Origin of the sequence: Roseovarius sp. MBR-6, from assembly GCF_040547525.1 — a bacterium.
Classification (GTDB): Bacteria; Pseudomonadota; Alphaproteobacteria; order Rhodobacterales; family Rhodobacteraceae; genus Roseovarius.
In genome coordinates this window covers 1-24,379 of the sequence record NZ_JBEPPW010000022.1, presented here as the reverse complement: position 1 = coordinate 24,379, position 24,379 = coordinate 1, and the positions used below count along the sequence as shown (strand labels likewise).

Annotated in this window: 28 protein-coding genes, 1 tRNA gene and 1 pseudogene; 13 read left to right on the top strand and 17 right to left on the bottom strand. The window is 66.5% G+C overall.

The annotated features are described in order from the left end of the window. Positions 1 to 32: 32 nt before the first annotated feature. Entirely contained in the window at positions 33 to 617 is a 585-nt protein-coding gene (locus tag ABIE57_RS18115; RefSeq protein WP_354540440.1) for a MarR family winged helix-turn-helix transcriptional regulator, read from the bottom strand. An 89-nt stretch (positions 618 to 706) separates the two neighbouring features. Here ABIE57_RS18115 and ABIE57_RS18110 point away from each other — a divergent pair, with 89 nt between their 5' ends. Beyond that, complete coding sequence (locus ABIE57_RS18110) at positions 707 to 1,564, top strand: sigma-70 family RNA polymerase sigma factor (protein WP_354540438.1); 858 nt, start codon at positions 707 to 709, stop codon at positions 1,562 to 1,564. A gap of 3 nt (positions 1,565 to 1,567) precedes the next feature. Here ABIE57_RS18110 and ABIE57_RS18105 read toward each other — a convergent pair whose 3' ends face one another. Beyond that, positions 1,568 to 2,581: a fatty acid desaturase gene (locus ABIE57_RS18105; RefSeq protein WP_354540437.1), complete on the bottom strand. Its 1,014-nt coding sequence runs from the start codon at positions 2,579 to 2,581 to the stop codon at positions 1,568 to 1,570. Between the two features lie 106 nt (positions 2,582 to 2,687). After that, positions 2,688 to 3,098: a SufE family protein gene (locus ABIE57_RS18100; protein WP_354540436.1), complete on the bottom strand. Its 411-nt coding sequence runs from the start codon at positions 3,096 to 3,098 to the stop codon at positions 2,688 to 2,690. Positions 3,099 to 3,225: 127 nt separating this feature from the next. Between ABIE57_RS18100 and ABIE57_RS18095 the strand changes: the two genes are divergently transcribed. Then, entirely contained in the window at positions 3,226 to 3,759 is a 534-nt protein-coding gene (locus ABIE57_RS18095) for a hypothetical protein (protein ID WP_354540435.1), read from the top strand. Positions 3,760 to 3,827: 68 nt separating this feature from the next. Here ABIE57_RS18095 and rnd read toward each other — a convergent pair whose 3' ends face one another. After that, the gene (rnd, locus tag ABIE57_RS18090; protein WP_354540434.1) at positions 3,828 to 4,988 is read right to left on the bottom strand and encodes a ribonuclease D; all 1,161 of its coding nucleotides are present in this window, start codon (positions 4,986 to 4,988) and stop codon (positions 3,828 to 3,830) included. 120 nt (positions 4,989 to 5,108) lie between these two features. Between rnd and ABIE57_RS18085 the strand changes: the two genes are divergently transcribed. Then, positions 5,109 to 5,182 (top strand) — tRNA-Gly (locus tag ABIE57_RS18085). 29 nt (positions 5,183 to 5,211) lie between these two features. Here the strand turns inward: ABIE57_RS18085 and ABIE57_RS18080 are convergent. The 5 genes from ABIE57_RS18080 to ABIE57_RS18060 form a co-directional block, all read right to left on the bottom strand. Beyond that, positions 5,212 to 5,457, bottom strand: a complete 246-nt coding sequence (locus ABIE57_RS18080; protein WP_354540433.1) for a MoaD/ThiS family protein — start codon at positions 5,455 to 5,457, stop codon at positions 5,212 to 5,214. After that, the gene (locus ABIE57_RS18075) at positions 5,457 to 7,700 is read right to left on the bottom strand and encodes a xanthine dehydrogenase family protein molybdopterin-binding subunit (protein WP_354540457.1); all 2,244 of its coding nucleotides are present in this window, start codon (positions 7,698 to 7,700) and stop codon (positions 5,457 to 5,459) included. Before ABIE57_RS18075 ends, ABIE57_RS18080 begins: the two co-directional genes overlap by 1 nt. Further along, a complete protein-coding gene (locus ABIE57_RS18070; RefSeq protein WP_354540432.1) occupies positions 7,700 to 8,179 on the bottom strand; it encodes a (2Fe-2S)-binding protein in 480 nt (159 codons plus the stop codon). Before ABIE57_RS18070 ends, ABIE57_RS18075 begins: the two co-directional genes overlap by 1 nt. Continuing rightward, entirely contained in the window at positions 8,176 to 9,039 is an 864-nt protein-coding gene (locus ABIE57_RS18065) for an FAD binding domain-containing protein (protein ID WP_354540431.1), read from the bottom strand. The genes ABIE57_RS18070 and ABIE57_RS18065 overlap by 4 nt, the downstream gene beginning before the upstream one ends. Positions 9,040 to 9,266: 227 nt before the next feature. Then, positions 9,267 to 9,947 carry a TIGR04283 family arsenosugar biosynthesis glycosyltransferase gene (locus ABIE57_RS18060; RefSeq protein WP_354540430.1) on the bottom strand — a complete coding sequence of 227 codons (681 nt, stop codon included), beginning with the start codon at positions 9,945 to 9,947 and terminating at the stop codon, positions 9,267 to 9,269. A gap of 67 nt (positions 9,948 to 10,014) precedes the next feature. Between ABIE57_RS18060 and ygfZ the strand changes: the two genes are divergently transcribed. Then, on the top strand, positions 10,015 to 10,752 hold the full coding sequence (ygfZ, locus tag ABIE57_RS18055; RefSeq protein WP_354540429.1) for a CAF17-like 4Fe-4S cluster assembly/insertion protein YgfZ: 738 nt from the start codon (positions 10,015 to 10,017) through the stop codon (positions 10,750 to 10,752). Positions 10,753 to 10,758: 6 nt separating this feature from the next. Here ygfZ and efp read toward each other — a convergent pair whose 3' ends face one another. Beyond that, positions 10,759 to 11,322 (bottom strand): elongation factor P, encoded by a 564-nt coding sequence (gene efp, locus ABIE57_RS18050; protein WP_354540428.1) that lies wholly within the window; start codon positions 11,320 to 11,322, stop codon positions 10,759 to 10,761. Positions 11,323 to 11,537: 215 nt separating this feature from the next. On the opposite strand from efp, the gene ABIE57_RS18045 reads away from it, so the two are divergent. After that, the gene (locus tag ABIE57_RS18045; protein WP_354540427.1) at positions 11,538 to 11,864 is read left to right on the top strand and encodes a DUF6280 family protein; all 327 of its coding nucleotides are present in this window, start codon (positions 11,538 to 11,540) and stop codon (positions 11,862 to 11,864) included. Positions 11,865 to 11,934: 70 nt separating this feature from the next. Next, the gene (locus ABIE57_RS18040; RefSeq protein ID WP_354540426.1) at positions 11,935 to 13,401 is read left to right on the top strand and encodes a cobyric acid synthase; all 1,467 of its coding nucleotides are present in this window, start codon (positions 11,935 to 11,937) and stop codon (positions 13,399 to 13,401) included. On the opposite strand, the gene ABIE57_RS18035 is transcribed toward ABIE57_RS18040, so the two are convergent. The 5 genes from ABIE57_RS18035 to ABIE57_RS18015 form a co-directional block, all read right to left on the bottom strand. Further along, positions 13,386 to 14,147, bottom strand: a complete 762-nt coding sequence (locus ABIE57_RS18035; protein WP_354540425.1) for a hypothetical protein — start codon at positions 14,145 to 14,147, stop codon at positions 13,386 to 13,388. The two genes, ABIE57_RS18040 and ABIE57_RS18035, sit on opposite strands and share 16 nt — an antisense overlap. Before the next feature lie 72 nt (positions 14,148 to 14,219). Next, positions 14,220 to 15,653 (bottom strand): TolC family outer membrane protein, encoded by a 1,434-nt coding sequence (locus tag ABIE57_RS18030; protein ID WP_354540424.1) that lies wholly within the window; start codon positions 15,651 to 15,653, stop codon positions 14,220 to 14,222. A gap of 26 nt (positions 15,654 to 15,679) precedes the next feature. Beyond that, positions 15,680 to 16,333, bottom strand: coding sequence for a protein-L-isoaspartate O-methyltransferase family protein (locus ABIE57_RS18025; RefSeq protein WP_354540423.1), 654 nt, complete (start codon positions 16,331 to 16,333; stop codon positions 15,680 to 15,682). 90 nt (positions 16,334 to 16,423) lie between these two features. Beyond that, positions 16,424 to 16,891 (bottom strand): GNAT family N-acetyltransferase, encoded by a 468-nt coding sequence (locus ABIE57_RS18020; RefSeq protein WP_354540422.1) that lies wholly within the window; start codon positions 16,889 to 16,891, stop codon positions 16,424 to 16,426. Then, positions 16,888 to 17,865: a nucleoside hydrolase gene (locus ABIE57_RS18015; RefSeq protein ID WP_354540421.1), complete on the bottom strand. Its 978-nt coding sequence runs from the start codon at positions 17,863 to 17,865 to the stop codon at positions 16,888 to 16,890. Before ABIE57_RS18015 ends, ABIE57_RS18020 begins: the two co-directional genes overlap by 4 nt. Before the next feature lie 228 nt (positions 17,866 to 18,093). On the opposite strand from ABIE57_RS18015, the gene ihfB reads away from it, so the two are divergent. The 7 genes from ihfB to ABIE57_RS17980 all read left to right on the top strand — a co-directional run bounded on the left by ihfB (position 18,094) and on the right by ABIE57_RS17980 (position 23,752). Next, positions 18,094 to 18,375 (top strand): integration host factor subunit beta, encoded by a 282-nt coding sequence (gene ihfB / locus ABIE57_RS18010; RefSeq protein WP_354540456.1) that lies wholly within the window; start codon positions 18,094 to 18,096, stop codon positions 18,373 to 18,375. A gap of 3 nt (positions 18,376 to 18,378) precedes the next feature. Further along, on the top strand, positions 18,379 to 18,729 hold the full coding sequence (locus ABIE57_RS18005; RefSeq protein ID WP_354540420.1) for a DUF1049 domain-containing protein: 351 nt from the start codon (positions 18,379 to 18,381) through the stop codon (positions 18,727 to 18,729). Between the two features lie 7 nt (positions 18,730 to 18,736). Further along, positions 18,737 to 19,384, top strand: coding sequence for a phosphoribosylanthranilate isomerase (locus ABIE57_RS18000; protein ID WP_354540419.1), 648 nt, complete (start codon positions 18,737 to 18,739; stop codon positions 19,382 to 19,384). 275 nt (positions 19,385 to 19,659) lie between these two features. Continuing rightward, positions 19,660 to 21,414 carry an acetolactate synthase 3 large subunit gene (locus ABIE57_RS17995; protein WP_354540418.1) on the top strand — a complete coding sequence of 585 codons (1,755 nt, stop codon included), beginning with the start codon at positions 19,660 to 19,662 and terminating at the stop codon, positions 21,412 to 21,414. Positions 21,415 to 21,494: 80 nt separating this feature from the next. After that, a complete protein-coding gene (ilvN, locus tag ABIE57_RS17990; RefSeq protein ID WP_354540417.1) occupies positions 21,495 to 22,055 on the top strand; it encodes an acetolactate synthase small subunit in 561 nt (186 codons plus the stop codon). Positions 22,056 to 22,097: 42 nt separating this feature from the next. Further along, positions 22,098 to 22,268 (top strand): hypothetical protein, encoded by a 171-nt coding sequence (locus tag ABIE57_RS17985; RefSeq protein WP_354540416.1) that lies wholly within the window; start codon positions 22,098 to 22,100, stop codon positions 22,266 to 22,268. A 62-nt stretch (positions 22,269 to 22,330) separates the two neighbouring features. Continuing rightward, positions 22,331 to 23,752, top strand: coding sequence for a protein adenylyltransferase SelO (locus ABIE57_RS17980; RefSeq protein ID WP_354540415.1), 1,422 nt, complete (start codon positions 22,331 to 22,333; stop codon positions 23,750 to 23,752). Between the two features lie 10 nt (positions 23,753 to 23,762). Here the strand turns inward: ABIE57_RS17980 and ABIE57_RS17975 are convergent. Further along, positions 23,763 to 23,993 (bottom strand): annotated as a pseudogene (locus tag ABIE57_RS17975) (DUF4202 family protein); the annotation flags it as partial. Positions 23,994 to 24,133: 140 nt separating this feature from the next. Continuing rightward, positions 24,134 to 24,379 (bottom strand): ATP-binding protein (locus tag ABIE57_RS17970; RefSeq protein ID WP_354540414.1); only part of this gene is annotated, 246 nt, incomplete at its 5' end.

Genomic DNA, 24,379 nt, shown 5'->3' with positions numbered 1-24,379 from the left:
CCCGCAGGGGCGGCGGGGGGCAGACAGCCCCCCTACCCGCTTGCCAATGCCGGGCGCGGGCTGTGGCGGGTGCAAAGCTGGCCGATCTCGAACGGCGCAAGGCTCATCGCCACGCAGGCGCAATAGCCGCCCTGGCCGCGCTCCTCGTAATGGGTGCAGCTACCGCAGGTCCCGATTCCCTCGGCCCCGCGCATCTCTGCCAGCCGCGCCACGAGATCGGGCAAGAGCCGTCCAAGCGCATCCCGCTCCGCCGGGGCCAGCCCGCCGATGGCGCGGCTCAGGTGCCGCAGCGGGTCATGAGCAAGCACCATGTGCCCTGCTTCTGTCACGTCAAAGAGCACGCTGCGCCCGTCATTCGCGCAGCGCCGCCGCGCCAAGAGGCCCCGCGCCTCCAGCGTCTTGAGGGTCTGCGAGGCGGTGCCGCGCGTCGTCGCCTGGAAACTGGCAAAGGCAGAGGGCGTGCGCGAGGTGCGATTGGCGCGCGCGAAAAACCGCAGTGCGGTCCATTGCGCCGCCGTCATCTGCGCCCCGCCCGCCTCCTCCGCATGGCTCGCGCGCGCCACATGCAGCAGAAGTTCGGCCAGGGTCGCGGGGTCGGGTTGGGTCTCGTGCACCATGGGATTATAATAGCGAAACGAAATTGGTTTGACCAGAGCGCGCGGCGCAGATAGTTTCGATTCGAAACCATAACCAGCGCAGCCCCGCCATGAACAAACCCTACTTCCCCCCCGACCGTCAGCGCCGCCCGCGCCGGTCCAGCCCTGCCCTTCTGTCGCAGGAAGAGGAGGCGCGGCTGGCCCGCGCCTGGCGCGAGACGGGTGACGTGGCGGCGCGCAACCGGCTTGTGACCGCCTTCGAGCCGCTGGCGCACGCCATGGTCGCGCGCTTTACCCGCACCCGCTCGCAGGCCGATCCCGACCTCATGCAGCAGGCCTTTATCGGGCTCATGCGCGCGGTGGACCGGTTCGAACCGGATCGCGGCATCCGGTTCGCCACCTATGCTGTCTGGTGGATTCGCGCCGAATTGCAGGATTACCGGATGCTCAACTGGTCGCTGGTGCGGCGCGGGCGCTCGGCGCGGGCGCGGCAGGCCTTCTTTCAGCTTGGCGCCATCGAGGAAACCATGCCGCCCCATCCCGGCGAGAGCGCGCAAGACCGCGATGCCCGCATCGCCCGTGCGCTTGGCACCACGCCCGACACGCTGACCGAGATGCGGGCGCTTTTCGGCCATGGCGACGCCTCGCTCAATGCGCCGGTGACCGAAGAGGGCAACGAGGCGCTCGAGCTTCTGCCCGATCCGAACACCGATACCGAGGCGGCCTATGCCGAAACCGAGGCGCGCGCCCGCCTGCGCGCCGGGATGATCCGCCATTTCCATGCGCTGCCCGAGCGCGAGCGGCGCATCGTGGTCGCCAATGTCTTGCAAGACCCGCCGCTCACCCTCAACGATCTGGCGGCGATCCACGGCATCTCGCGCGAGCGGGTGCGCCAGTTGCGCGAGCGCGGGCTGGAGCGGCTGCGCGACCGGATGGGCGCGGATGACGGGATGCTCAGCCTTGCCTGATCCCTACTCTGCCGCGATGGTCTCTGTCCGATGCGCGCGCGGAAACGGCACCAGACGCCCCTGCTGCTCATCCCAGAGCTTGAGGGAGAAACTGCGCAACGCCTCGGGCCAGCGGATCGGCTCGTGGCTTTTGAGGTGATCGGGCAGGTCATTCTGACAGCGACGCAGATTGTAGGACGGAATGCCCGGATTGTAATGGTGCAGGTCGTGGTAGGCGATATTGCCCGAGCCCAGATCCCAGAGCCACCCCAGATCGAGCGAGCTTGACCCCACCAGCGTTGCCTTGCGGAAATCGAGCTCCGGCTTGCGGTCCCAATAGGTCTCTTCGAAATTGTGCTGAAGATAGACCATGAACACGCCGATCACCCCCCCGAGCGCGGCGCTGGCCAACACCAGCACCAGCGCGCCCGCCCCTAGCAGCGCCCAGACCGCCAGCAGGGAAAGCCCCAGCGCCACATTATGCGCGATCACGCCCAGCGCCCCCACCCGCGCGGTATTGCGCGGCCAGCGATAGGCGAGGAAATAGGTATAGACCGACCCCACGGGCAGCATCACCAGCGGGTTGCGATAGAGCCTGTACCACAGCCGCCGATACCACGGGGCCGCCTGCCATTCGCGCACCGTCATGGTGTAGATCTCGGTCGTCTCGCGGTGGTCGAGATTGCCGAGATAGGCGTGGTGCTGATTGTGATTGTATTGCATCACCCGGTAGGGCGTGAGCGAGAAAAGCGACAGCACATGCCCCGCCGCATCGTTGAGCCAGCGGGTTTCAAACAGCGAATGATGCCCGCAATCGTGCTGCAACACGTAAAGCCGCACCGAGGCGAAGGCCAGAAGCACGGCACAGACCACCACGACACCCCAATATCCGCCCGCCACCGCCCAGGCCCCGAGACCAAGCGCCGCGCCATAGACGGCCAGCGTGCCCAGAAAGGACGCGGCCCCGCGCAGGTCGCTTTTGCGCGTATAGGGTTTGAGAAAGGCGCGCAATTCCGCCGTCGTGTCGCTTGCGGTCATCATCCCCCTCCATCTACGGGAAAAATTAACCTGTTCTTCCCACCAAGTATTTGAACTTTGCGTTACCGTTCTCAAGAGGCAGCCCACTGGACCGGCACGAATTTTCCTACACCGCCTCCGCCGCCACCGCCCGGATGCGCCCGATCATTGCCCGCACCCCGTTGGAGCGCTGCGCCGAAAGATGCTCGTCCAGCCCGAGCCGCGCGAGTTCCGCCTGCGCGTCGACACGGCCCACCTCTGCCAGCGGCACATCATTATAAAGCGCGCGCAGCACCGCGATGAGGCCGCGCACGATCATTGCGTCGCTGTCGCCGTCGAACGAAAACCGCCCGTCCTCGATGCGTGGATGCAGCCAGACCTGACTGGCGCAACCCTCGACCTTGGTGGCGGGCACCTTGAGCGCATCGTCCAGCGGGACCATGTCGCGGCCCTTGTCGATCACATAGCGATAGCGGTCTTCCCAATCGTCCAGAAACTCGAAATCCGCCACGATCTCTTCGAAGGCCTCGCTTGCCATGCCGCTCTCCCGCTCTGTCGGGCAAGACCTAAGGCCGGGGTCGCGGCAGGTCCAGCCCTCGCTTGCATCTTTTCAACCGCGCGGCCATAGGGTAGGCAAGTCACGGATCGTGATGAGGGCATCGGGCATGAAGCGACGGGTTTTTCTTGGGCTTGCGGCGGCGGGCGTTCTGGCGGGATGCGGCGCAGGCCGTGAGCGTCCGCGCCGTCGCGGCCTCTTCTCTGGCCGACGCACGCGCCGCGCCGCCGAGGCAGAGGCCGCGAACACCAACCCCCTGATTCCCGAGCGCGACGAAGACGAAGGCATCTTCGCCTCGATGCAGCGCCGTCGGCGTGATCCGCCCTATACGGGCACCCCGGTCGCGGCGATCACCAATGCCGAACTCAAACCCGCCTCGGGCGGCATGCTGCTTCGGGTCGAGGGGCTGACATTGCGCGAGGGCGCGTTCGGCGTGCGCCTCATCCCCGACAATCCCGAGGGCGAGGCGATCGACGGCGTGATCGGCTATGAGCTTCGCGCCGAACAGCCCGAGGATACCCCGCAGGGACCCGAGCGCGCGCGCAGGATTCTGGCAGCGGTGTTCATCTCGCGCCAGAAGCTCAGGGGCGCGCGCGAAATCCGCGTGCGCGGCGGGCAGAACGAGCAGGTGATCCGCCTCTGACGCGCCCATGCATGTTGCTCAAAAGTGGGAACCGGTTTTGAGCTTCTCGAACATGCGAAATCAATAAGTTAGAGCGGCACGGCCTCGACCGTGTCGCCGCGCACCACCAGCCCCACCTCGCCCGCGCAAAGCCGGAGCGCGTCGGCACCGAACACATCGCGCCGCCAACCCGAAAGTGCCGCCACATCGCGCCCGCCTGCGGCCAGATGGTCCAGATCGGCGGCGCTGGCAATCAGCTTGGACGCCACGCCGGACGCCTCGCTGCGCGCCTTCAGAAGCACGCGCAGCATGTCGGCAATCGCCGGATTGGCCGGGGCCCGCGCCTCGTCCTCGACGCGCGGCAGGGCCTCGGGCGGGCAGGCCAGCGCCGCCTTCACGGCGGCAAGGATCCCCTCGGCGATCTCGCCCTTGCGCGCCTCGCGCAGCAGAAGCCGCGAGCGGCCCAGATCGTCGAGCGTCTGCGGCTTGGTCGCGGCCAGTTCCAGAAGCGCGTCATCCTTGCAGACGCGGCTCCTCGGCACGTCGCGCGCCTGCGCATAGGTTTCGCGGAACCGCGCCAACTCGCGCAGGATGGCAAGGAATTTCGGCGCAGTGTTGCGGGTCTTGACGCGGCGCCACGCCTCATCGGGATCGGTGCGATAGGTCTCGGGGTTGGTCAGCACGGCCATTTCCTCGGCCACCCATTTCGTGCGCCCCGTGCTCTCGATCTTGCGGGCAAGGAATTCGTAGATCTGGCGCAGATGCGTCACATCGGCCAGGGCATAGACCATCTGCGCCTCGGTGAGCGGGCGGCGCGACCAGTCCGTGAACCGGGAGCTTTTGTCCACCGTGCCCTTGGCGATGCGCTTGACCAGCGTCTCGTAGCCTGCCTGCTCGCCGAAGCCGCAGACCATCGCGGCCACCTGCGTATCAAAAAGCGGCGCCGGGATCACGCCCGCATCCACCTGGAATATCTCAAGATCCTGCCGCGCGGCATGGAACACCTTGACCACGTTCGGATCGCGGAAAAGCTCGTAGAGCGGCTCAAGCGACAGCGCCGCACCGCCCGCAATCGGATCGACCAGCACCGCACCCTCATCGCCCTTGCCGGGCATGGCCAGTTGCACGAGGCACAGCTTGGAATAATAGGTCCGCTCGCGCAGGAACTCGGTATCGACGGTGACATAATCGTGCCCGCGCGCCGCCGCGCAGAACGCGGCAAGTGCCTCGGTGGTGGTGATGGTCTGCATACCTGCCCTTTGCTTTCAATTTCCCGCCCGACGCCGGTATAGACGAGTCCCCGCGCGATGCAAATGGCCACACTTTCGGCTTGAAGCCTGCGGGCCCGTGGTGGTATCTGCAAGGAGAATGCGGGTGTAGCTCAATGGTAGAGCAGCAGCTTCCCAAGCTGAATACGAGGGTTCGATTCCCTTCACCCGCTCCAGCCGCCCGACAGGATGGGTGGCCCTGCCCTCATCCGCCCTGCAATCGCTTCAAAAGCACCACCTCGCTCTCGGGGGTGATCGGCGTGAACCAGCTATCGTTGTAGATGCGCCCGTCGATGGAGACCGAGATGCCGCGCGACAACTCAGACCGCAATCCGGGGTGATCGCGCGCCAGACCGTCGAGCAGCGCGCGCAGGGTGTCGGCCTCCACCTCCACCTCGCGCGCGCCGCCTGCCAGATCGGCAAGCGACCCCCAGAGCAGCACCTTGACCATCAGCCCCCCGCTTGGATCGCCGCCAGCACGCGCGGCGGCGACATCGGCAATTGCGTCATCCGCACCCCTGCCGCCTCTGAAACGGCATTGGCCACCGCCGCCAAGGGCGGCACGATGGAGGTCTCGCCCACGCCGCGCACGCCGTAGGGATGGCCGGGATTGGGGATTTCCAGAATCACCGTGTCGATCATCGGCAGGTCAGAGGCCACGGGAATCCGGTAATCGAGGAAGCCCGCGTTTTGCAGGATGCCATCCTCGCCGTAGATGTATTCCTCGTTGAGCGCCCAGCCGATTCCCTGCACGGCCCCGCCCTGAAACTGCCCTTCGACATAGGACGGATGCACCGCCTTGCCTGCGTCCTGGAACACCGTGTAGCGCAGGATCTTGGTCGCGCCGGTGTCGGGGTCCACCTCGACATCGACCATATGGGTGGCGAAGCTGACGCCCGCGCCTTCGGCGGTCACCTCGTGGTGGCCTGCAATCGGCCCGCCGGTATTGGAGGCCACGGCGGCGATTTCCTTGATGGTCATAGGCGGGAATTTCCCGGCATTGGGACCGGCGGGGCGTGCGGCCCCGTCCTCCCATTCCACGGCCTGCTCGTCGATGCCCCAGATCATGGCCGCGCGGCGGCACATTTCGCGCTTGGCAGAGCGCGCCGCCTCAATCGTGGCCAGCCCCACGGCAAAGGTCACGCGAGAGCCGTCCGTCACCTCGTTCTGCCCGAGCGACCCGGTATCGGCGATGATGGTGCGCACCTGATCGTAGGGAATGCCCAGTTCCTCGGCGGCCATCATCGTCATCGACGCGCGCGAGCCGCCGATATCGGGGTTGCCCTCGGAAACCGTGACCGTGCCATCGGGCGTCACGTTGAGGCTCACACAGGTATCGCCGCCGAAGTTGAACCAGAACCCGCAGGCAACCCCCCGACCCTGATTTTTCCCCAAAGGTGCTGTCCAATGCGGATGCTTATGCGCCGCCTCCAGCGTCGCCTTGAGGCCGATGGCGGGATAGGTCGGCCCGTAAGAGGATTTCGTGCCCTCATCCGCGCCGTTCATCAGCCGCACCGCCAGCGGGTCGAGGCCAAAACCCTTGGCCAATTCGTCAATCGCGCTTTCAATCGCAAAGGCCGCCATCGGCGCGCCGGGGGCGCGGTAGGCCGCGGCCTTGGGGCGGTTGGTGACCACGTCCCAGCCCACGGTCTTGACGTTTTCCAGATCATAGGGCGCAAAGCCCGACATTGCCCCCATATTGACCGGCGAGCCGGGCCAGGCCCCGCCCTGATAGCGCAATTCGGCATAGGCGGCGGTGATCTTGCCGTCTTTCCTCATGCCGATTTTCACGTCGATGGAGGTGGACGAGGTCGGCCCCGTCGCGCGCAGCACCTCGGATCGGCTCATCACCATCTTGACCGGACGCCCGGATTTCTTCGCCAGCATCAGCGCCACCGGCTCGAGGAAAACGGTGGTCTTGCCACCAAAGCCTCCGCCGATTTCGCTGGCCGTCACGCGCAACTGTCCCTGTTCCAGCCCCAGAATGGCAGCGCAGGTGTTGCGCACCATGTAATGCCCTTGCGTGCAGACCCAGAGATCGCCCTGCCCATCCGCGCTCATCGTCGCCAGACAGGCATGCGGCTCGATATAGCCCTGATGGGTGGCCGCCGTGCGATAGGTCCGCTCCAGCACGCGGTCGGCCTGTTTCAGCCCTGCCTCGATATCGCCATGGCCGAATTCAGAACGCGCGATCACGTTCTGGGACATGCCCGGCGGCACGGTTTCTTGCTGCCGCCCCTCGTGGAGCACCGGTGCGTCGGGCTTCATGGCTTCGTCCACGTCGGTCACATGCGGCAGAACATCATACTCCACCTCGATCAGCCGCAGCGCCTGCCGCGCCACGGCGGGCGAAATGGCGGCCACGGCGGCAATGGCGTGACCATCGTAAAGCGCCTTCTCGCCCGCCATGCAGTTCTCCATGATATCGGCGACATGATCCGGCACGTCGCCGAAATCCGCGCGCGTCACCACCGCCTTGACGCCGGGCAGCGCCTCGGCCTTCGACGCATCAATCCGCAGGATCCGCGCATGGGCATGAGGCGAGCGCAGGATGCGCCCCGTCAGCATCCCCGGCGCCACCATGTCCGCGCCGAACCGCGCGCGCCCCGTCACCTTGTCGATGCCGTCGGGCCGGTCGGGGCGCGTGCCCACCACCTTGAAAACGCGGGTTTTATTGCTGTCATCAAGCGCCATCACGATGCCCTCCGCATGTCCGCCGCCGTTTCCATCACGGCGCGGATGATCTTGTCATACCCGGTGCAGCGGCAGAGGTTCCCCGCCAGCCAATAGCGCACCTCTTCCTCGCTTGGGTCGGGGTTGCGCTCCAAGAGCGACTTTGCCGCCACGAGGATACCCGGCGTGCAGATGCCGCATTGCAGCGCCGCCATCTCGATGAATTTCTTCTGGAGCGGATGCAGCCGCTCGCCCGTGGCCATGCCCTCGATGGTGGTGATCTCGCGGCCCTCGGCCTCGGCCCCCAGCATCAGGCAGGAACACACAAGCCGCCCGTCGACGGTGACCGAGCACGCCCCGCAATCGCCGGTGCCGCAGCCCTCCTTGGTGCCCGTCAGGCCCAGTTCGTCGCGCAGCACATCGAGCAGCGTCGCCTCGGCCTCGCACAAAAATTCCGTCGCGTCGCCGTTGATCGTGGTTGTCACATGTATCCGGCTCATGCCTTGTCTCCTTTCGCGCGCGCCGCGGCGATCACCGCCGCGCGGCGGGCCAGAACGCCCGCCACGTGGCGGCGGAAATCGACCGTGCCGCGCTTGTCATCTATCGGTGTCGCGGCCTTCGAGCAGGCCGCCGCCAGATCCGCCAGCGCCGCCTCGTCCAGAACCCGGCGCTTGATGGCCTCGGCTGCCGCCTCGACCAGAATGACCTTGGGCCCGACCGCGCCAAGCGCCACCCGCGCCGCCGTCACCCGGTCCGCCTCGTCAAGGCTCAGCGAAATGCCGCAGCCCACCACCGCGATATCCATCTCGGTGCGCGGGATGAAGCGCAGATAGGCATCGCCCGAGCGCGGCGCCTTCGCGGGCAGGAAGATCGAGACGATGAACTCGCCCCGCGCCAGCGCGGTCTTGCCCGGCCCTTTTGGGACGTCGATCACCGCCAGATCGCGCGTGCCCTCGGGCCCCACGATCCGCGCCACGGCACCGGCGGCGACCATCGCGGGCACCGAATCGGCGGCAGGCGAAGCGTTGCAGAGGTTCCCCGCCAGAGTGGCGCGCCCCTGCACCTGCGTCGAGCCGATAAGCCCCGCCGCCTCGACCACGCCGGGCCAATCCGCGACAAGCCCCGCGTGCTCGCCCATCTCGGCACCCGACACCGCGGCCCCGATGCGCCAGCCGCCCTTTTCAGCCGCAATCTCGCGCACTCCCTTGATGCGCTTGATATCCACGATCAGTTCCGGCTCGATCATCTCCGACCGCAGCTTGACCAACAGATCGGTGCCGCCCGCCAGAACATGCGCCCCCGTCTGACCGGCCAGGGCCGTCACCGCCTCTTCCACGCTGCGTGGCGCTTCAAATCGCATGGCTTGCTCCTTGGTTCAGTTGCGCGCTGGCCTGAGGGACTCAGCGCCCTTGGCCCGACTATCCCGCAAGTCTGGCCAAGACGCAAACAGGCTGACGCAAGGGGGGCGTTTCCGGACCGATGCGGACGTTCGACATAGAGTGCTCAGCCGCGCGGGGGAATACGTCACGGGCAGCACCAGGCCAGTCCCGACGCGCAAACCGCTTTGGCCTTTCATAAAATCGCCCGCTACCCCCGCCGATACCGCTCCGCCAGCCGCACAGGGTCCGCGCCGCACAGATAGCGCAAGAGCAGCCAGAGGTTCCGTGCCCCGCGCCGCAGCCAGCCCTCGCGCTCGAACCGCGCCGCCGAGGTGCGCACCGCCAGCGGCAAAAGCGTGATGCGACCCCCGAGTGCGCGCGCCAGCGCCACATCCTCCATCAGCGGAATATCGGCATGGCCGCCCGCGCGGTCATAGTCGGCGCGCGCGATGAGCAACCCCTGATCGCCATAGGGCAGGCCGAAGAGACCCGAGCGCAGGTTGGCCCACCCCGCCACAAGACGCGGGGCGAGCCCGCCCGCGTCGAACGTCAGACTAAAGGCCGCAGCCCCGCCCCGCGCCATATGCGCGCGCGCGCCCTCGGCCCACCCCTCGGGCAGCACCGTGTCGGCGTGCAGGAAAAGCAGCCACTCACCCCGCGCCACCCCGGCCCCGCGCCGCAATTGCCCCCCGCGCGACGGCGCGCCGGTCACGATCACCGCCCCCGCCGCCTCGGCCATGAGACGGGTCTCGTCGGTCGAGCCGCCATCGCTGACCACCACCTCTCGGATCAGCCCGTCCCGCACCCCCTCGAACAGCGCCGCGAAACATTCGGGCAGGCCCCGCCCCGCGTTGAGCGTCGGAATCACCACCGAAAGCGCGGCGCGCATCGCCTGTCCCCCCTGTTGCCCGCGTCCGCTTTGCCTATATTGGACGCGACGGCACAAGGGAACGGGCATGGCGCGGACAATCCTCGAAATCACCGGCAGCGATGCCGAAACCTTTCTGCAAGGGCTGATCACCAACGATGTCAGACGGCTTGATCACGGTCTTGTCTATGCCGCGCTGCTCACGCCTCAGGGCAAGTATCTGGCCGATTTCTTCCTTCTGCGCCGGGGCGGGGCGATCTGGCTCGACGTGGCCGAGGGTCTTGCACCGTCGCTGATGCAGCGCCTCTCGCTCTATAAACTGCGCGCGGACGTGGGCATTGCCGAGACGGACCGCAAGGTCCGGCGTGGCACCGGCCCCGCGCCCGAGGGCGCCCTGCCCGATCCGCGCCACGCCGATCTGGGCTGGCGGCTTTATGGCGATGCGGATGGCACCGACGGCACCGATTTCGACCGCATCCGCGTGGCCCAGCTCATCCCGGAAACGGGCGTGGAGCTGACGCCCGAGACCTATATCCTCGAAGCCGGGTTCGAGCGGTTGGGCGGCGTCGATTTCCGCAAGGGCTGTTATGTCGGTCAGGAGGTCACGGCGCGCATGAAGCACAAGACCGAGCTCAAAAAGGGTCTGGCGCTGGTGGCTGTCCATGGCGCGGCCCCCGTGGGCAGCGAGATCACCACCGCGGATGGCAAGAGCGCGGGCGTTCTCTATACCCAGGCGGGCGGGCGCGGCATCGCGTATCTGCGCCATGACCGCGCCACCCCCGGCATGAGCGCGGGCGCGGCGCGGGTCGATCCGCTGGGGTGCTGAGCGCGCTCAGGCGCGCTCGGAATATTCCATGGTCTCGGTGTTGACGACGATCGCCTCGTCGGGCCCCACGAAGGGCGGCACCATGACCTTCACGCCATTATCAAGGATCGCAGGCTTGAAGCTGTTGGCCGCGGTCTGGCCCTTGACCACCGGCTCGGTCTCGACAATGCGGCACACCACCTTTTGCGGCAGGCTGGCATGGAGCGCCTCGCTCTCGTGGAATTCCACGGTGATGGTCATGCCGTCCTGAAGAAAGGGGCGCCGCTCGCCCAGCAGATCGGCGGGCAGTTCGATCTGCTCATAGGTCTCGGTATCCATGAACACCAGCTTGCCGTTCTCCTCGTAGAGAAACTGCTGGTCCTTCTGCTCGAGGCGCACGCGCTCCACCTTGTCGGCGCTGCGGAACCGCTCGTTGAGCTTGGTGCCGTTGCGCAGGTTCTTCATCTCGACCTGGGCAAAGGCACCGCCCTTGCCGGGCTTGACGTGATCGACCTTTACCGCGGCCCAGAGATGGCCGTTATGCTCCAGCACGTTACCGGGGCGAATCTCGTTTCCGTTGATCTTGGGCATTGGGCCAAACCGTGACAAAAGGTTGATATGATGTTGCCCGTTCCTATATCTCGCGGGGTGCAGGGTGGCAAGACAACCATATTTCGTTTTCGGATCGCCAGAGCCATGCGCATTTTGCATAGATGTTATGCATTTGCGGCCTATCCGAATCGAATAAAACCGGTCATAACCGCCCGGATGCCTGAAACGCAAGAGCAATAAGAACAGGACGAACAATGAAGGATTTCGTTGACGGCGCGGCGTTCAATGCCGAACAGGGCAACCGTGCGCGCAAACTTTTCGCGGCCGTGGTGCTGGCCGCACTGGATGATGCCATTTCCGACGACAAGAAATATGGCAACGGTCCGGAACAGATCGCCCGTTGGGCGCGCTCGCGTGACGGGCGCGAAGTGCTGAGCTGTGCCGGGATCGACCCGAACGAGCGCGTCGTCAAGGGGCTGATGGAATTCGTCGCCAAGGGCGTGCGCACCTCCGTCGCGCTCTCGCGCGAGGAAAGCGAGCGTCGCCACGCCGCAGCACAGGCCGAGGCCGAGGCCGCCTGAGCGCGAGACCGCTGACCGAGATGTCCGGCCCCGTCGCCTGCGGCGGGGCCTTCGCTTTGGCGGGGGGGCGATGACGCGCGCGATCATGATCCAGGGCACCGGCTCCAACGTGGGCAAGTCGATGCTGGTTGCGGGGCTGGCGCGCGCTTTCTCTCTCCGGGGTCTTTCGGTCGCGCCGTTCAAGCCGCAGAACATGTCCAACAATGCCGCCGTCACCAGCGATGGCGGCGAGATCGGGCGCGCGCAGGCGCTTCAGGCGCGCGCCGCAGGCCGCGCCCCGCATACCGACATGAATCCCGTCCTGCTCAAGCCCGAGGGCGCGCGCGGCGCGCAGGTCATCGTGCAGGGGCATCCCGTGGGCAGCCTTGGCGCCCGGGATTACACGCATGAGAAGCCCCGCCTTCTGGGCGCGGTGCTGGACAGCTTCCATCGCCTCAGCCGCACCGCCGATCTGGTGCTTGTCGAGGGCGCGGGCAGCCCTGCCGAGATCAACCTGCGTGCGGGCGACATCGCCAATATGGGATTTGCGCGCGCGGCAGGCGTGCCGGTTGTGCTTGTGGGCGATATCGACCGGGGCGGCGTGATCGCGCAGATCGTGGGCACGAAAACCGTGATCGACCCCGAGGACGCCGCGATGATCCGGGGCTTTGCGGTCAACAAGTTCCGTGGCGAGATCGCGCTTTTCCGCGATGGCGAGCGGGCGATTGCCGATCTGACCGGCTGGCCCTCGCTTGGGGTGGTGCCGTGGTTCGATCATGCCTGGCGCCTGCCGCCCGAGGATGTGCAGGACCTGACCAGCATCACGCGCCACGGGGCGCGGCATATCGCGGTGCCGCACCTGGGCATGATCTCCAATTTCGACGATCTTACGCCGCTCGGGAACGAGCCTGATCTGACGGTCGAGATCGTGCCCGCAGGCAGGCCACTGCCCGCCACGGCCGATCTGATCCTGCTCTTGGGCAGCAAGTGCACCATCGCCGATCTGGCGACGTTTCGCGCCAATGGCTGGGATATCGACCTTGCCGCCCATATCCGGCGCAAGGGCCGGGTGCTGGGGGTCTGTGGCGGCTATCAGATGTTGGGCCGGTCCATCTCTGACCCGGACGGGATCGAGGGGCCACCCGGCACGGTCACGGGGCTTGGTCATCTCGATGTGGAGACGGTGCTGCGCCCGCGCAAGCGGCTAGGGTTTACCGAGGCACGCCACACGGCCTCGGGCACCGGGGTGCGCGGCTATGAGATCCATCTGGGCGAGACGACCGGCCCCGATTGCGCGCGCGGCTGGCTCAATGTCGGCGACCGGATCGAGGGCGCGCAATCCCCCGACGGGCGCATTCAGGGCACCTATCTGCACGGGCTGTTTGCCGAGGACGCCTTTCGCGCGGCCTATCTCGCCGATCTCGATGCGGTCTCGGATCTGCTCTACGAGACGACCGTGGAGAGCACGCTCGACGCGCTCGCCCGCCATCTGGAGCACTGGATGGACCTCGACCGGCTGCTATCGCTGGCCGCGCCGCCGGTTCAGTCGAAATCCTGAGAGGTCAGCGCGCGGTGAATCTCGCGGCGCACCAGCTTGCGCACGTTGCGGGTGATGCGTTCGCCAAGCGTGCCCATCAGCTCCTGCCGGACGATCTCGGCCACCAGATCGCGCAGCGCCTCCTCGTCGATCACCGCCTCGTCAAGCTCGAACGGTGCGGCGACGGCCTCGTCTTCGGCATCCCAACTGCGGGCGAAGCTTTCAGAGGCCAGATCATCCGCCGCCATCTCGTCAGGATCAAAGGAGACCGCCTCGGGCGCAAACTCCGGATCGGCATCGCGCCATTCAAGCCTCGGGGCCTCGGACGCATCGGAAAACGCGTCCTCGTCATCGCCGTCCGGTTCCCACATGTCTGCAGACTGGGCCGTCCGGTCCGGGGACGCCGCAGCTTCAGTCGTGGCCGCCTCGTCGCTTGCCGTCTCTGCCTCTGCCTCGGCCGCGCTCCCGGCTTCCGTCTCGAACCCGGTCCCGGCCTCGCTCTCTGTCTCTGTCTCTGTCTCGGGCAGATCGTCGGGCAGATCGCCGGACTTGTGCAGGTCGTCATTCGTCACGACCGGCTCCGCCGCGAAAACGTCCTTCTGCGGCGCGTCCCCTTCGTCGATGCGCAGCGCGGGGGTCAGCACCAGCCGCTCGGCGGCCTCGTTGCGCGAGGGTGCAGCGCGCTCCTGCTCTGATCCGCCGGACACAAGCCGCCGGATGGATGCCAGAACATCCTCGATATCGACATTCGTCACGGGGTCCGACATGCCTGCCCTCTTGTCTGCTCACGGAAAAGTTTACCCGCGAGACGCGGCCCGCACAACCGTTTCAGAAAGTTTTCACTGTTTTCCGAGCGCGCGCAGCACCCGGTCGAGTTGCTGGCCCTGAGGGCTGATCGGCACCGGCGCGGTCTTGACCAGATCGTAATAGGCCGCCGGATCATAGGTCTGCACGCCAAGGTTCAGATCCGTCACCGTCAACTCTCCGATCGCCGCCAGCACCGAATAGGCCGCAATCACCACATCGGCATTGGCCGAAATGAGATTGGCCTGCGCATCAAGCAGGTTCTGCTCTGAATCAAGCACGTCCAGCGTCGTGCGCGCGCCCAGCATCGCCTCCTCCCGCGTGCCCTCGAAGGCGACCCGTGCGGCCCGTACCGCCTCGATATTGGCCGTGCGCGAGGCGCGTGCGGCGCGCAGGTTGGCAAAGCCGTTGCCCACATCCTGCTTCACCTGAAGCCCGGCCAGGTGAAGCCGCGCAAGCTGTGCATCGCGCTGCGCGCGCGCCTGCCGCTCCAGCGAACTGATCCGTCCGCCCTGATAGATCGGCCCTCGCAATTCCACCCCGACACTGCCCGAGCGCGAAAAGCCCGAGCCGGTCAATTCGTTCGTTGCCCCAAGCCGCCCGATCAGGTTGACCTGCGGCAACCTGGCCGCCGCCGCCGCGTTGATATTGAGTTCGGCCACAGTCACGTTGCGCTGCGCCCCGAGAACATCGGGGTGGCGACGCTCCGCAGCGGCCTTCGCGCCGTCCACATCGCTTCCCAGTGACGGCAGATCTCCCGGCGCGCGCAAGTCGCCCGGCGCGCGCCCCACCGCCTCGCGGAATTCTTCGACCGCACGGGTCAGATCGCCCTCCGCCACGGCCAGACCGCTTTGCGCCAGAGCCACCGCCGCCTCGGCCTGCGAGACATCGGTGCGCGTCACCTCGCCCACTTCGAACCGGTCGTTGGCCGCGCGCAATTCCTCCTGCAAAAGCCGCAGGTTGTTGCGGCGCAGATCGACGAATTCGCGGTTGCGGATGACGTTCATATAGGCCTGCACGGCGATCAGAAGCACCTGCTGTTCGACACTGCGCAGCGTCTCGCGGGTGGCAAGAACCGTCTCCTTTGTCGCCTCGGTCAGGAAATCGCTGCGCCCGAAATCATAGAGCAGGAGCGAGCCGGTGAGGCCGATATTGGCGGTGGTCTCGGCGGTGCCGTTCGCCCCCGGGTTGAAGGTGTTGGACGAGCCCGAGCGCACGCGGCTGAAATTGCGCGTGATATCGGTGCTCCAGTCGATGATCGGGCGCAGCGCCGCAACGGCCTGCGCCACATCCTCGTCGGCGGCGCGCAACAGGGCGCGGTTCTGATCCAGAAGACCGCTGTTGAGATAGGCATCCTTGAGCGCATCGGCCAGTGTCTCGGCGCGAAGCACCGTTGCCGGGGCCAGCAGAACCAACCCTGCCAGCGCAAGCGCACCCATCCGCCTCGTCATCCCGGTCAGCCCCGCCATCACCGCGCCTCCTGCACCCCTGCCGCTCACAGCGTGAACGCTGCCCGTTTCTCGAAACCCGGCAAAACCGGCGCACCGGCATTGAACCCGTGCCGCCATGTCATCTGACCGTCGATCTTGTAACCGATCCGCACCACGCCAAGCACACCCTCCGAGAAGAGACAGGCTATGCGTCCGCCCTCCTTGAGCTGATCGGTGATTGCCTCGGGCAGATGTTCCACAGCACCTTCCAACACGATAACGTCATAGGGTCCGTGATCCGGCGCGCCCTCGGCCAGCGTTCCCGCGACCATCACCACATTGTCGGCACCTGTCTCGACCAGCAGGCGCTGTGCCTCCTCGACGAGGGCGGCGTCCTCTTCCAACCCGACGACCGCCTCGGCCATGCGCGCGATCACCGCCGCCGAATAGCCCTGCATCGGGCCGATATCGAGCACCAGATCGTCGCCCTCGACCGCGAGCGCGTCAAGCATCTTGGCCAGAGTGCGCGGCTCCAGCATCACGCGGCCCTCGCCCAGATCGAGGTTTTCGCCCAGATAGGCCGCCTCGCGCAGGCGCGCGGGCACGAACGCCTCGCGCGGGACGCGCAGCATGGCGTCGATGATCGGGAACTTTGTCACATCAGAAGGGCGGATCTGTGTATCCACCATCATGGTGCGCCGCGCGGCATAATCGGTCATCGGCCGACCTCATGTCTTGTTGTCACCTTGAGGACGCTTCTGACACATCGGCGCGGCCTCGGCAATCGCCGGAACGCGCGCGCGGCAGGGCTATCGGTCGCGCCGCGCCTGACCAAGCTCGAGGCGCATCACAACCGTATCGTCCTCTGCCACGAAGTGCCGCCGCCCGAAAAGGGCACGCGCCCGCGCATCCTCGCGCGCCACCGCCACATCAAGCGATTTCAGCCCCGCCCCCGCCAGCGCGCGCGGCAGGCTGACCAGCACCTCGGCACCGATGCCGCGCCCGCGCACGGCGCGGCGCACATGCAGCGTCTCGATCCGGCCCACCAGTCCGCCTGCGGCCACCGACCAGCCAAAGGACAGGAGCACATAGCCGATGGGCGCGCGCGGCGGCCCGATGAGATAGGCCGCGCCATGCGGGCTGCCCTCCAGCAGCGGCATGAGCGCTGCGGAGAGCGCACCCTGCTCGGTCGTCCCTCCCCGCTCGCCCTCGCGCGCCAGCACCATCGGCAAGAGCCGGTCGAGATCGTCGGGCCGTGCCAGCGTCAGGGCCGTCATAGCCGCGCCAGACCTGCGGTCAGGAGATCAAAGAATCCGTCCGCGTCGATGTCATGCAGCACGCGCGCATTGGCCGCCCGGCCCGTCACCCCCCACCAGTCCATCACCGTCATGCCCATGGTCAGCTCCGATCCGGTCTCGACCATGACATTGACCTCACGCGCGGCAAAGAGGTCCGGTGCCAGCAACCAGCCGATCGTGCAGGGATCATGCAGCGGCGCGCCCAGCCCGCCATGGCGCGCGCTCTCGCGTCCCGTCGGCCTGCTCAGCGCCGCCGCCACCTGCCCCACCCGCGTGCGGAGCGCGGCAAAGGCGGCGTTGCGCGCGGGCGTGACCAGCGCCTTGTGGGTCACGTCGAGCGGCACGATGGTCACGGGCGCACCCGCGCAGAGCACGATATCGGCGGCCTGCGGGTCCACATGGATGTTGAATTCCGCCACCGGGGTGACATTGCCAAGCGCGCGATGCGCGCCCCCCATGAGCACGATGTCGGCCACCCGCGCCACGATGTCGGGCGCGCGCCGAAACGCCGTGGCGAGATTGGTGAGCGGGGCAAGTGCCACCAGCGTCACCGTGCCCGGTGCGGCCTCCCGCAGGGTCTCGATCAGGAAATCGACCGCGTGGCGCGAATCAAGCGGCATGGTCGGCGCGGGCAGGTCCACGCCCCGCAACCCGTCCTCTCCATGCACATGCTCTGCGGTGACCAGATCGCGCCCCATGGGCCGGTCGCAGCCCGCCATCACCGGCACATCCCGCCGCCCGGCCAGTTCGCAGATCCGCCGCGCGTTGCGGGTGGTCAGGCCGAGCGGCACGTTGCCCGCCACACAGGTCAGGCCCAGCACCTCGAGCGCCTCGCCCGAGGCCAGCGCCAGAAGGATCGCCAGGGCATCATCCTGCCCCGGATCGGTGTCGATGATGATCTTTCGCGCCACGCGCCGCCCCTCTGCCCGACCGGATACAGCATGATGCGCCATCGCCCGAATGTCCATCGGCGCGCAGCGAATCGGCCCGCTCGGCCCCCGGTTGCATCCCACGCCGCCGGTCGCGGATGCGCCTTGATCGCGTTTGCCGCCGCGCCTGCCGGAAATTTTCCGCCTTTCCCGCGCTTTGCCCCCAGCTTTCCATTTGGGTTTCGCGCCATTCTGGCTATAGTCGCGCAGAATAAAGCTGTCTGCCAAGCCACGCCGAGGGGGAGCCGCCGAATGATCCGGTCGGAACTTATACAGAAAATCGCCGATGATAACCCGCATCTCTATCAGCGCGATGTCGAGAAGATCGTGAACACCATCTTCACCGAGATCACCGACGCGCTCGCCCGGGGAGACCGGGTCGAACTGCGCGGCTTCGGGGCCTTTTCGGTCAAGAAGCGCGATGCGCGCACCGGCCGCAATCCCCGCACCGGCGAGAGCGTCGAGGTCGAGGAAAAGCACGTCCCCTTCTTCAAGACCGGCAAGCTTCTGCGCGACCGGCTCAACGGGCACTGATCCATGCGCTATATCCGCTACGCCTCGATCGCCATCTTCGGCCTTGCCCTCGTGCTGATCGCGCTGGCCAATCGCAACATGGTCACGCTGCGGGTGCTGCCCGACGAGCTTGCGGGCTTTGCCGCGCTCAACCCGACCTATGACCTGCCGCTTTTCGTGGTGATCTTCGGCGGCATCGCCTTCGGTCTCATCGTGGGCTTCATCTGGGAATGGATCCGCGAGGCAGGCGAACGCGCCGCTGCCGCCCGTCAGGCCCGCGAACTGGCCAGCCTGCGCGCCGAGGTCACGCGCCTGCGCGGCGAACGCGAGCGGGACAGCGACGAGGTGCTCGCCCTGCTCGACAAGGCAAGCTGACGCGCCCATGCCCGCAATCCGTGTCAAGGTCTGCGGCCTCACCGAGGCCGCGCATGTCGCTGCCGCCGTGGCAGGTGGGGCTGCCTATGTCGGCTTTGTGTTCTTCCCGCCCTCACCGCGCAGCCTGTCGCTACCCGCCGCGCGCGCGCTTGCGCTCGACGTGCCGCCCGGCGTGGCCAAGGTGGCGCTGACGGTGGATGCGGACGATGCGGCACTCGATGCGCTCTGCGCCAAAGTGCCGGTGGATTTCCTGCAACTTCACGGCAGCGAGTCCCCCGAGCGCGTGCGCGAGGTGCGCGCGCGCCATGGCCTGCCGGTGATCAAGGCCATCGGCATCGCGGGGGCCGGGGATCTGGCGCTGATCGGAACCTACGGCGCGGTGGCCGATCAGCTTCTGGTGGACGCCAAGCCCCCCAAGGGCGCAACCCGCCCCGGCGGCAATGCCGCCGCCTTCGACTGGTCGCTCATCTCGGATGTGGACTGGCCCTGCCCCTGGCTGCTCGCGGGCGGCCTTACCCCCGAAAACGTGGCCCATGCCATCGCCCGCACCGGCGCACGGCAGGTCGATGTGTCCTCGGGCGTCGAATCCGCACCGGGCGTCAAGGATACCGCACGGATCACGGCATTTCTCGCGGCGGCGCAGCGGGACGAATGACGCCAGAGGGCCGTTTCGCGCAACAAATGAAAAGAATTTGGCAATCGCGCGACATTTTATCCACAAACCCTGCTTGACGCCCCCTGCCCCCCCTCCTAATGTCGCCGCCACGCAGCAAGGGAGTCGGCGGTCCATGTCGGGGATTGTCCTTATCGTAGGCAAATGGCGCGTGGGCCGGTAACGGAAACACCATATCGGCACCCCATGCGCCCCCGCCACAGGACCGGGGGCTTTTTAATGCGTATCACGATGACGCCATATACGGAGCAAGAACGATGACACGTCAGATGAGCGGCGCGAAAATGGTGGTTCAGGCCCTCAGGGATCAGGGCGTGGAGGTCGTATTCGGCTATCCCGGCGGTGCCGTGCTTCCGATCTATGACGAGATTTTCCAGCAAAACGACATCCGCCACATCCTCGTGCGCCACGAACAGGCCGCCGTGCACGCCGCCGAAGGCTATGCCCGCTCCACCGGCAAGCCCGGCGTCGTGCTGGTGACCTCGGGCCCCGGCGCCACCAATGCCGTCACCGGCCTCACGGATGCGTTGATGGACAGCATCCCGCTTGTCGTTCTCACGGGACAGGTGCCCACCTTCATGATCGGCACAGACGCCTTTCAGGAGGCAGACACCGTCGGCATCACGCGGCCCTGCACCAAGCATAACTGGCTGGTCTCGGATACGAAAAACCTGTCGGACACGCTGCATCAGGCGTTTCACGTCGCCACCTCGGGCCGCCCGGGTCCGGTGCTGATCGACATCCCCAAGGATGTGCAATTCGCCAGTGCCGACTACACGCCGCCTCAGAAGGCCCGCACGCATCACTATCAGCCGCAGGTCAAGGGCGATATCGAGGGCATCACCGATCTTGTCGCGGCCATCGAGAAGGCCAAGCGCCCGATCTTCTACACCGGCGGCGGCGTGATCAATTCGGGCCCCGCCGCAAGCCGGCTTCTGCGCGAACTGGTCGAGGCGACGGGCATCCCGATCACCTCCACCCTGATGGGTCTCGGGGCCTATCCGGCAAGCGGAAAGCACTGGCTCGGGATGCTGGGGATGCACGGCCTTTATGAGGCCAACATGGCCATGCATGGCTGTGATCTCATGATCAATATCGGCGCGCGGTTCGACGACCGTATCACCGGGCGGCTGGATGCGTTCAGCCCCGACAGCATCAAGGCCCATATCGATATCGACCCCTCCTCGATCAACAAGGTGATCAAGACCGACCTTCCGATCATCGGCGACATCGCGCATGTGCTTGAGGACCTGCTCGCGGTCTGGAAGGCGCGCGGGCGCAAGGTCAATGCCGAGGGCATTGCCAGGTGGTGGGAGCGGATCGAGGACTGGCGCAAGGTGGATTGCCTCAAGTTCAAGCAATCCGGCCCGGTGATCCGGCCCCAATATGCGCTGGCACGGCTGGAGGCGCTGACCAAGGGGCATGACCGCTATATCTGCACCGAGGTGGGCCAGCACCAGATGTGGGCGGCGCAATATCTGGGCTTCGAGGACCCCAACCGCTGGATGACCTCGGGCGGTCTCGGCACCATGGGTTACGGCTTTCCGGCCTCGATCGGCGTGCAGATCGCGCACCCGGAGGCGCTTGTGATCAATGTCGCGGGTGAGGCGTCGTGGCTGATGAACATGCAGGAAATGGGCACGGCGATCCAATACCGCCTGCCGGTCAAGCAGTTCATCCTCAACAACGAGCGGCTTGGCATGGTGCGGCAATGGCAGGAACTCCTGCATGGCGAGCGCTATTCGTCGTCGTGGTCCGAGGCACTGCCCGATTTCGTGAAACTGGCCGAGGCGTTCGGGGCGAAGGGCATCCTCTGCAAGGACCCCGCCGATCTCGATGACGCGATCATGGAGATGCTGGCCCATGACGGGCCGGTGATCTTCGATTGTCTGGTGGAAAAGCACGAGAACTGCTTTCCGATGATCCCCTCGGGCGAGCCGCATAACAAGATGCTGCTTGGCGAAGCCTCGACCAAGGACGCCATCAAGGCAGGCGGGGCGGTGCTGGTGTGACCCCGTTTTCTTGAAAAGAAAACGTTCCGGAATTTTTTGAAAATTCCGGAACAACACTGCCTCCAACAAGGATTGAAAGAATGTCCCCGCTGAAAATCAAAAAAGGCTCGTCCAAGCATTCCGCCTATAACCTGCGGCCCAATTTCTCGGATGTGCAGGAGACCCATACCCTTGCCGTGATCGTCGATAACGAGCCGGGCGTGCTCGCCCGCGTGATCGGCCTCTTCTCGGGGCGGGGCTACAATATCGACAGCCTGACCGTGGCCGAGGTGAACCATACCGGCCACACGTCCCGCATCACCATCGTCACCACCGGCACCCCGCAGGTGATCGAGCAGATCAAGGCGCAGCTAGGCCGAATCGTGCCGGTCCACGAGGTCCATGACCTGACCGTCGAAGGGGCGAGCGTCGAGCGCGAACTGGCGCTGCTGAAGGTGGCCAGCGAGGGTGACAAGCGCGTCGAGGCGCTGCGGCTGGCGGATATCTTCCGTGCCAAGGTGGTGGACAGCACGCTCACCAGCTTTGTCTTCGAGATTACCGGCGGGCCGGAAAAGATCGACGCTTTCGCCGATCTCATGCGCCCGCTCGGCCTTCACGAGATGGCGCGCACCGGGGTCGCGGCCATGTCGCGCGGGATCTGACCGGCGCAAAATCCGCGCGCATGTCGCGGGAGGGCCACGCCCGTGTCGCTTGCGGGCGCGCGGCGCGGGGCCTGCGGGGCAAACCTGACGGCGGACCCCGAAGCCGAGAGGTGCGACATGACCCCGCCAACCGATCTGAGCCGCGTGCGCGCCCCCGTGGCCGAGGCCAGGGCGCTTCACGCGCGGCTCAAGGCGGCGGGTCGCGAGGCGTGACGCGCGGCTTGCACCCCGGCCACTAAGGTCTACCTTAAGGACATACCTAGAGGAGGTCCCGCGTGCCACTCGCCATCCCGTTCGACAACAGCTATGCCCGCCTGCCCGCAGCGTTCCACACGCGGCAAGCGGCGGCAGCGGTGCGCGCGCCCCGCCTCATCCGTTTCAACGCGGCGCTTGCCGAAGAGTTGGGCATCACCATCGGCGACGCGGACACGCTGGCGCGGGTCTTTTCCGGCAACGAGGCCCCCGAGGGCGCGGCCCCGCTGGCGCAGGTCTATGCCGGGCACCAGTTCGGCGGCTTCTCGCCGCAGCTTGGCGACGGGCGCGCGCTGCTTCTGGGCGAGGTGGTGGACAGCAAAGGCCAGCGCCGCGACATCCAGCTCAAGGGCTCGGGCCCCACCCCCTATAGCCGGATGGGGGACGGGCGCGCCTGGCTCGGCCCCGTGCTGCGCGAATATGTGGTATCCGAGGCAATGCACGCGCTTGGCATCCCGACCACCCGCGCGCTCGCGGCCGTCGCCACCGGCGAGCCGGTCTGGCGCGAGGCGGGCGCGCTGCCGGGCGCTGTGCTCACGCGGGTCGCGGCCAGCCATATCCGCGTCGGCACCTTCCAGTATTTCGCCGCGCGGCGCGATCTGGCAAGCCTGCGCGCGCTCTATGACTACACCGTCGCGCGGCATTATCCCCATGTCGAGGATCCCGCGCATCTTCTGTCCGAGGTGATCGGGCGGCAGGCGCGGCTGGTGGCGCGCTGGCTCTCGGTGGGGTTCATCCACGGGGTGATGAATACCGACAATACCGCCATTTCGGGCGAGACGATCGACTACGGCCCCTGCGCCTTCATGGATACCTACCACCCGCAGACGGTCTATAGCTCGATCGACGCGCATGGCCGCTATGCCTATGACAATCAGGCCCATGTGATCGTGTGGAACATGGCGCAATTCGCCACGGCCCTTGTGCCGCTCATGCCCGACGCGGATGCGGCGGTGGAGGAGTTCACCGCCCTTGTCCACGCCATGCCCGACCGGATCGAGGCCGAATGGCAACGCGCCTTCGGGCGAAAGATCGGCATTGCCGAGCCGGGGCCGGGGGATGCCGCGCTTGTGGGCGATCTTCTGGCGCGCATGGCCGAGGGGCGGGCGGATTTCACCAACACCTTCCGCGCGCTGGCGACGGGCGGCGCGCGCGATCAGTTCCTCGACCCGGTGGCGTTTGACACATGGGAAACCGGCTGGCGTGCGCGGCTGGCGCGCGAGGCGGACCCGACGGCGGTGATGCGCGCCGCAAACCCCGCTTTCATTCCGCGAAACCACCGCATCGAAGAATTGATCGAAGCCGGTATTTCTGGCGATTTCAAACCCTTGGAGCGTCTTATTCATGTTCTCTCAAAGCCGTTCGAGGATCAGCCCGACGCGGCGGAGCTAAGACGCCCACCGATGCCGTCGGAAGTGGTTCAGCACACCTTTTGCGGCACGTGAGGACGCAGTTTCAAACGCTGAAATGACGGGCAAACGACTCTGGCAAATCGAACTCGGCCAGCGCGCGGGCGCGCGCATCCGCCGACATCTTGCGCGCGGTCTTTTCGACGATGCGGTCGAGCTTGGCCGCGTCCTGCGTCGGCGCGAAGGGCGCGAAATACCAACGCAGGAAGGTGAAGCAGATCACATCCTCCAGCATCTGCACCTCGGCGTCGCGCTTGATCCCCTCCTTGCGTGTCAACGGCGGAGACAAAACCGGCCACTTGGCGGCGCAAAACCAGGCCAGTGGTGGGGCACCAAGCGCCATGGCGCGTGCGCTCCCCAAATAGCTGGCACGTGCCATGGCGCATTGGCCCGGAGGGCCAATTCTGCAAGGTGTGATCAGGTGGTGGCTCGGGCCTTTCGGGCGCGGCTTTGGCTAAGGCGATAGCTGTCGCCGTTCATCTCGAGAATGTTGACGTGGTGTGTCAGCCTGTCGAGGAGAGCGCCGGTCAGGCGTTCGGCGCCGAAGGTTTCGGTCCATTCATCGAATGGCAGATTGCTGGTGATCAGCGTGGACCCGCGCTCATAGCGCTGCGAGATCAGTTCGAACAAGAGCTCGGCGCCGGTCTTGGAGAGCGGCACGAA

What these genes read in the sequence shown, in the direction of transcription:
- efp (WP_354540428.1), bottom strand. Translation starts at nt 11,322, where the DNA reads ATGCCCAAGATCAACGGAAACGAGATTCGCCCCGGTAACGTGCTGGAG.
- ABIE57_RS18020 (WP_354540422.1), bottom strand. Translation starts at nt 16,891, where the DNA reads ATGACGGCCCTGACGCTGGCACGGCCCGACGATCTCGACCGGCTCTTG.
- ihfB (WP_354540456.1), top strand. Translation starts at nt 18,094, where the DNA reads ATGATCCGGTCGGAACTTATACAGAAAATCGCCGATGATAACCCGCAT.
- ABIE57_RS18005 (WP_354540420.1), top strand. Translation starts at nt 18,379, where the DNA reads ATGCGCTATATCCGCTACGCCTCGATCGCCATCTTCGGCCTTGCCCTC.
- ABIE57_RS18065 (WP_354540431.1), bottom strand. Translation starts at nt 9,039, where the DNA reads ATGCGATTTGAAGCGCCACGCAGCGTGGAAGAGGCGGTGACGGCCCTG.
- ABIE57_RS18095 (WP_354540435.1), top strand. Translation starts at nt 3,226, where the DNA reads ATGAAGCGACGGGTTTTTCTTGGGCTTGCGGCGGCGGGCGTTCTGGCG.
- ABIE57_RS18060 (WP_354540430.1), bottom strand. Translation starts at nt 9,947, where the DNA reads ATGCGCGCCGCGCTTTCGGTGGTGATTCCGACGCTCAACGCGGGGCGG.
- ABIE57_RS18075 (WP_354540457.1), bottom strand. Translation starts at nt 7,700, where the DNA reads ATGGCGCTTGATGACAGCAATAAAACCCGCGTTTTCAAGGTGGTGGGC.
- ilvN (WP_354540417.1), top strand. Translation starts at nt 21,495, where the DNA reads ATGTCCCCGCTGAAAATCAAAAAAGGCTCGTCCAAGCATTCCGCCTAT.
- ABIE57_RS18025 (WP_354540423.1), bottom strand. Translation starts at nt 16,333, where the DNA reads ATGACCGATTATGCCGCGCGGCGCACCATGATGGTGGATACACAGATC.
- rnd (WP_354540434.1), bottom strand. Translation starts at nt 4,988, where the DNA reads ATGCAGACCATCACCACCACCGAGGCACTTGCCGCGTTCTGCGCGGCG.
- ABIE57_RS18035 (WP_354540425.1), bottom strand. Translation starts at nt 14,147, where the DNA reads ATGTCGGACCCCGTGACGAATGTCGATATCGAGGATGTTCTGGCATCC.
- ABIE57_RS18040 (WP_354540426.1), top strand. Translation starts at nt 11,935, where the DNA reads ATGACGCGCGCGATCATGATCCAGGGCACCGGCTCCAACGTGGGCAAG.
- ABIE57_RS18105 (WP_354540437.1), bottom strand. Translation starts at nt 2,581, where the DNA reads ATGACCGCAAGCGACACGACGGCGGAATTGCGCGCCTTTCTCAAACCC.
- ABIE57_RS18045 (WP_354540427.1), top strand. Translation starts at nt 11,538, where the DNA reads ATGAAGGATTTCGTTGACGGCGCGGCGTTCAATGCCGAACAGGGCAAC.
- ABIE57_RS18030 (WP_354540424.1), bottom strand. Translation starts at nt 15,653, where the DNA reads ATGGCGGGGCTGACCGGGATGACGAGGCGGATGGGTGCGCTTGCGCTG.
- ABIE57_RS18100 (WP_354540436.1), bottom strand. Translation starts at nt 3,098, where the DNA reads ATGGCAAGCGAGGCCTTCGAAGAGATCGTGGCGGATTTCGAGTTTCTG.
- ABIE57_RS18110 (WP_354540438.1), top strand. Translation starts at nt 707, where the DNA reads ATGAACAAACCCTACTTCCCCCCCGACCGTCAGCGCCGCCCGCGCCGG.
- ABIE57_RS18015 (WP_354540421.1), bottom strand. Translation starts at nt 17,865, where the DNA reads ATGGCGCATCATGCTGTATCCGGTCGGGCAGAGGGGCGGCGCGTGGCG.
- ABIE57_RS18080 (WP_354540433.1), bottom strand. Translation starts at nt 5,457, where the DNA reads ATGGTCAAGGTGCTGCTCTGGGGGTCGCTTGCCGATCTGGCAGGCGGC.
- ygfZ (WP_354540429.1), top strand. Translation starts at nt 10,015, where the DNA reads ATGGCGCGGACAATCCTCGAAATCACCGGCAGCGATGCCGAAACCTTT.
- ABIE57_RS18115 (WP_354540440.1), bottom strand. Translation starts at nt 617, where the DNA reads ATGGTGCACGAGACCCAACCCGACCCCGCGACCCTGGCCGAACTTCTG.
- ABIE57_RS18000 (WP_354540419.1), top strand. Translation starts at nt 18,737, where the DNA reads ATGCCCGCAATCCGTGTCAAGGTCTGCGGCCTCACCGAGGCCGCGCAT.
- ABIE57_RS17995 (WP_354540418.1), top strand. Translation starts at nt 19,660, where the DNA reads ATGACACGTCAGATGAGCGGCGCGAAAATGGTGGTTCAGGCCCTCAGG.
- ABIE57_RS18070 (WP_354540432.1), bottom strand. Translation starts at nt 8,179, where the DNA reads ATGAGCCGGATACATGTGACAACCACGATCAACGGCGACGCGACGGAA.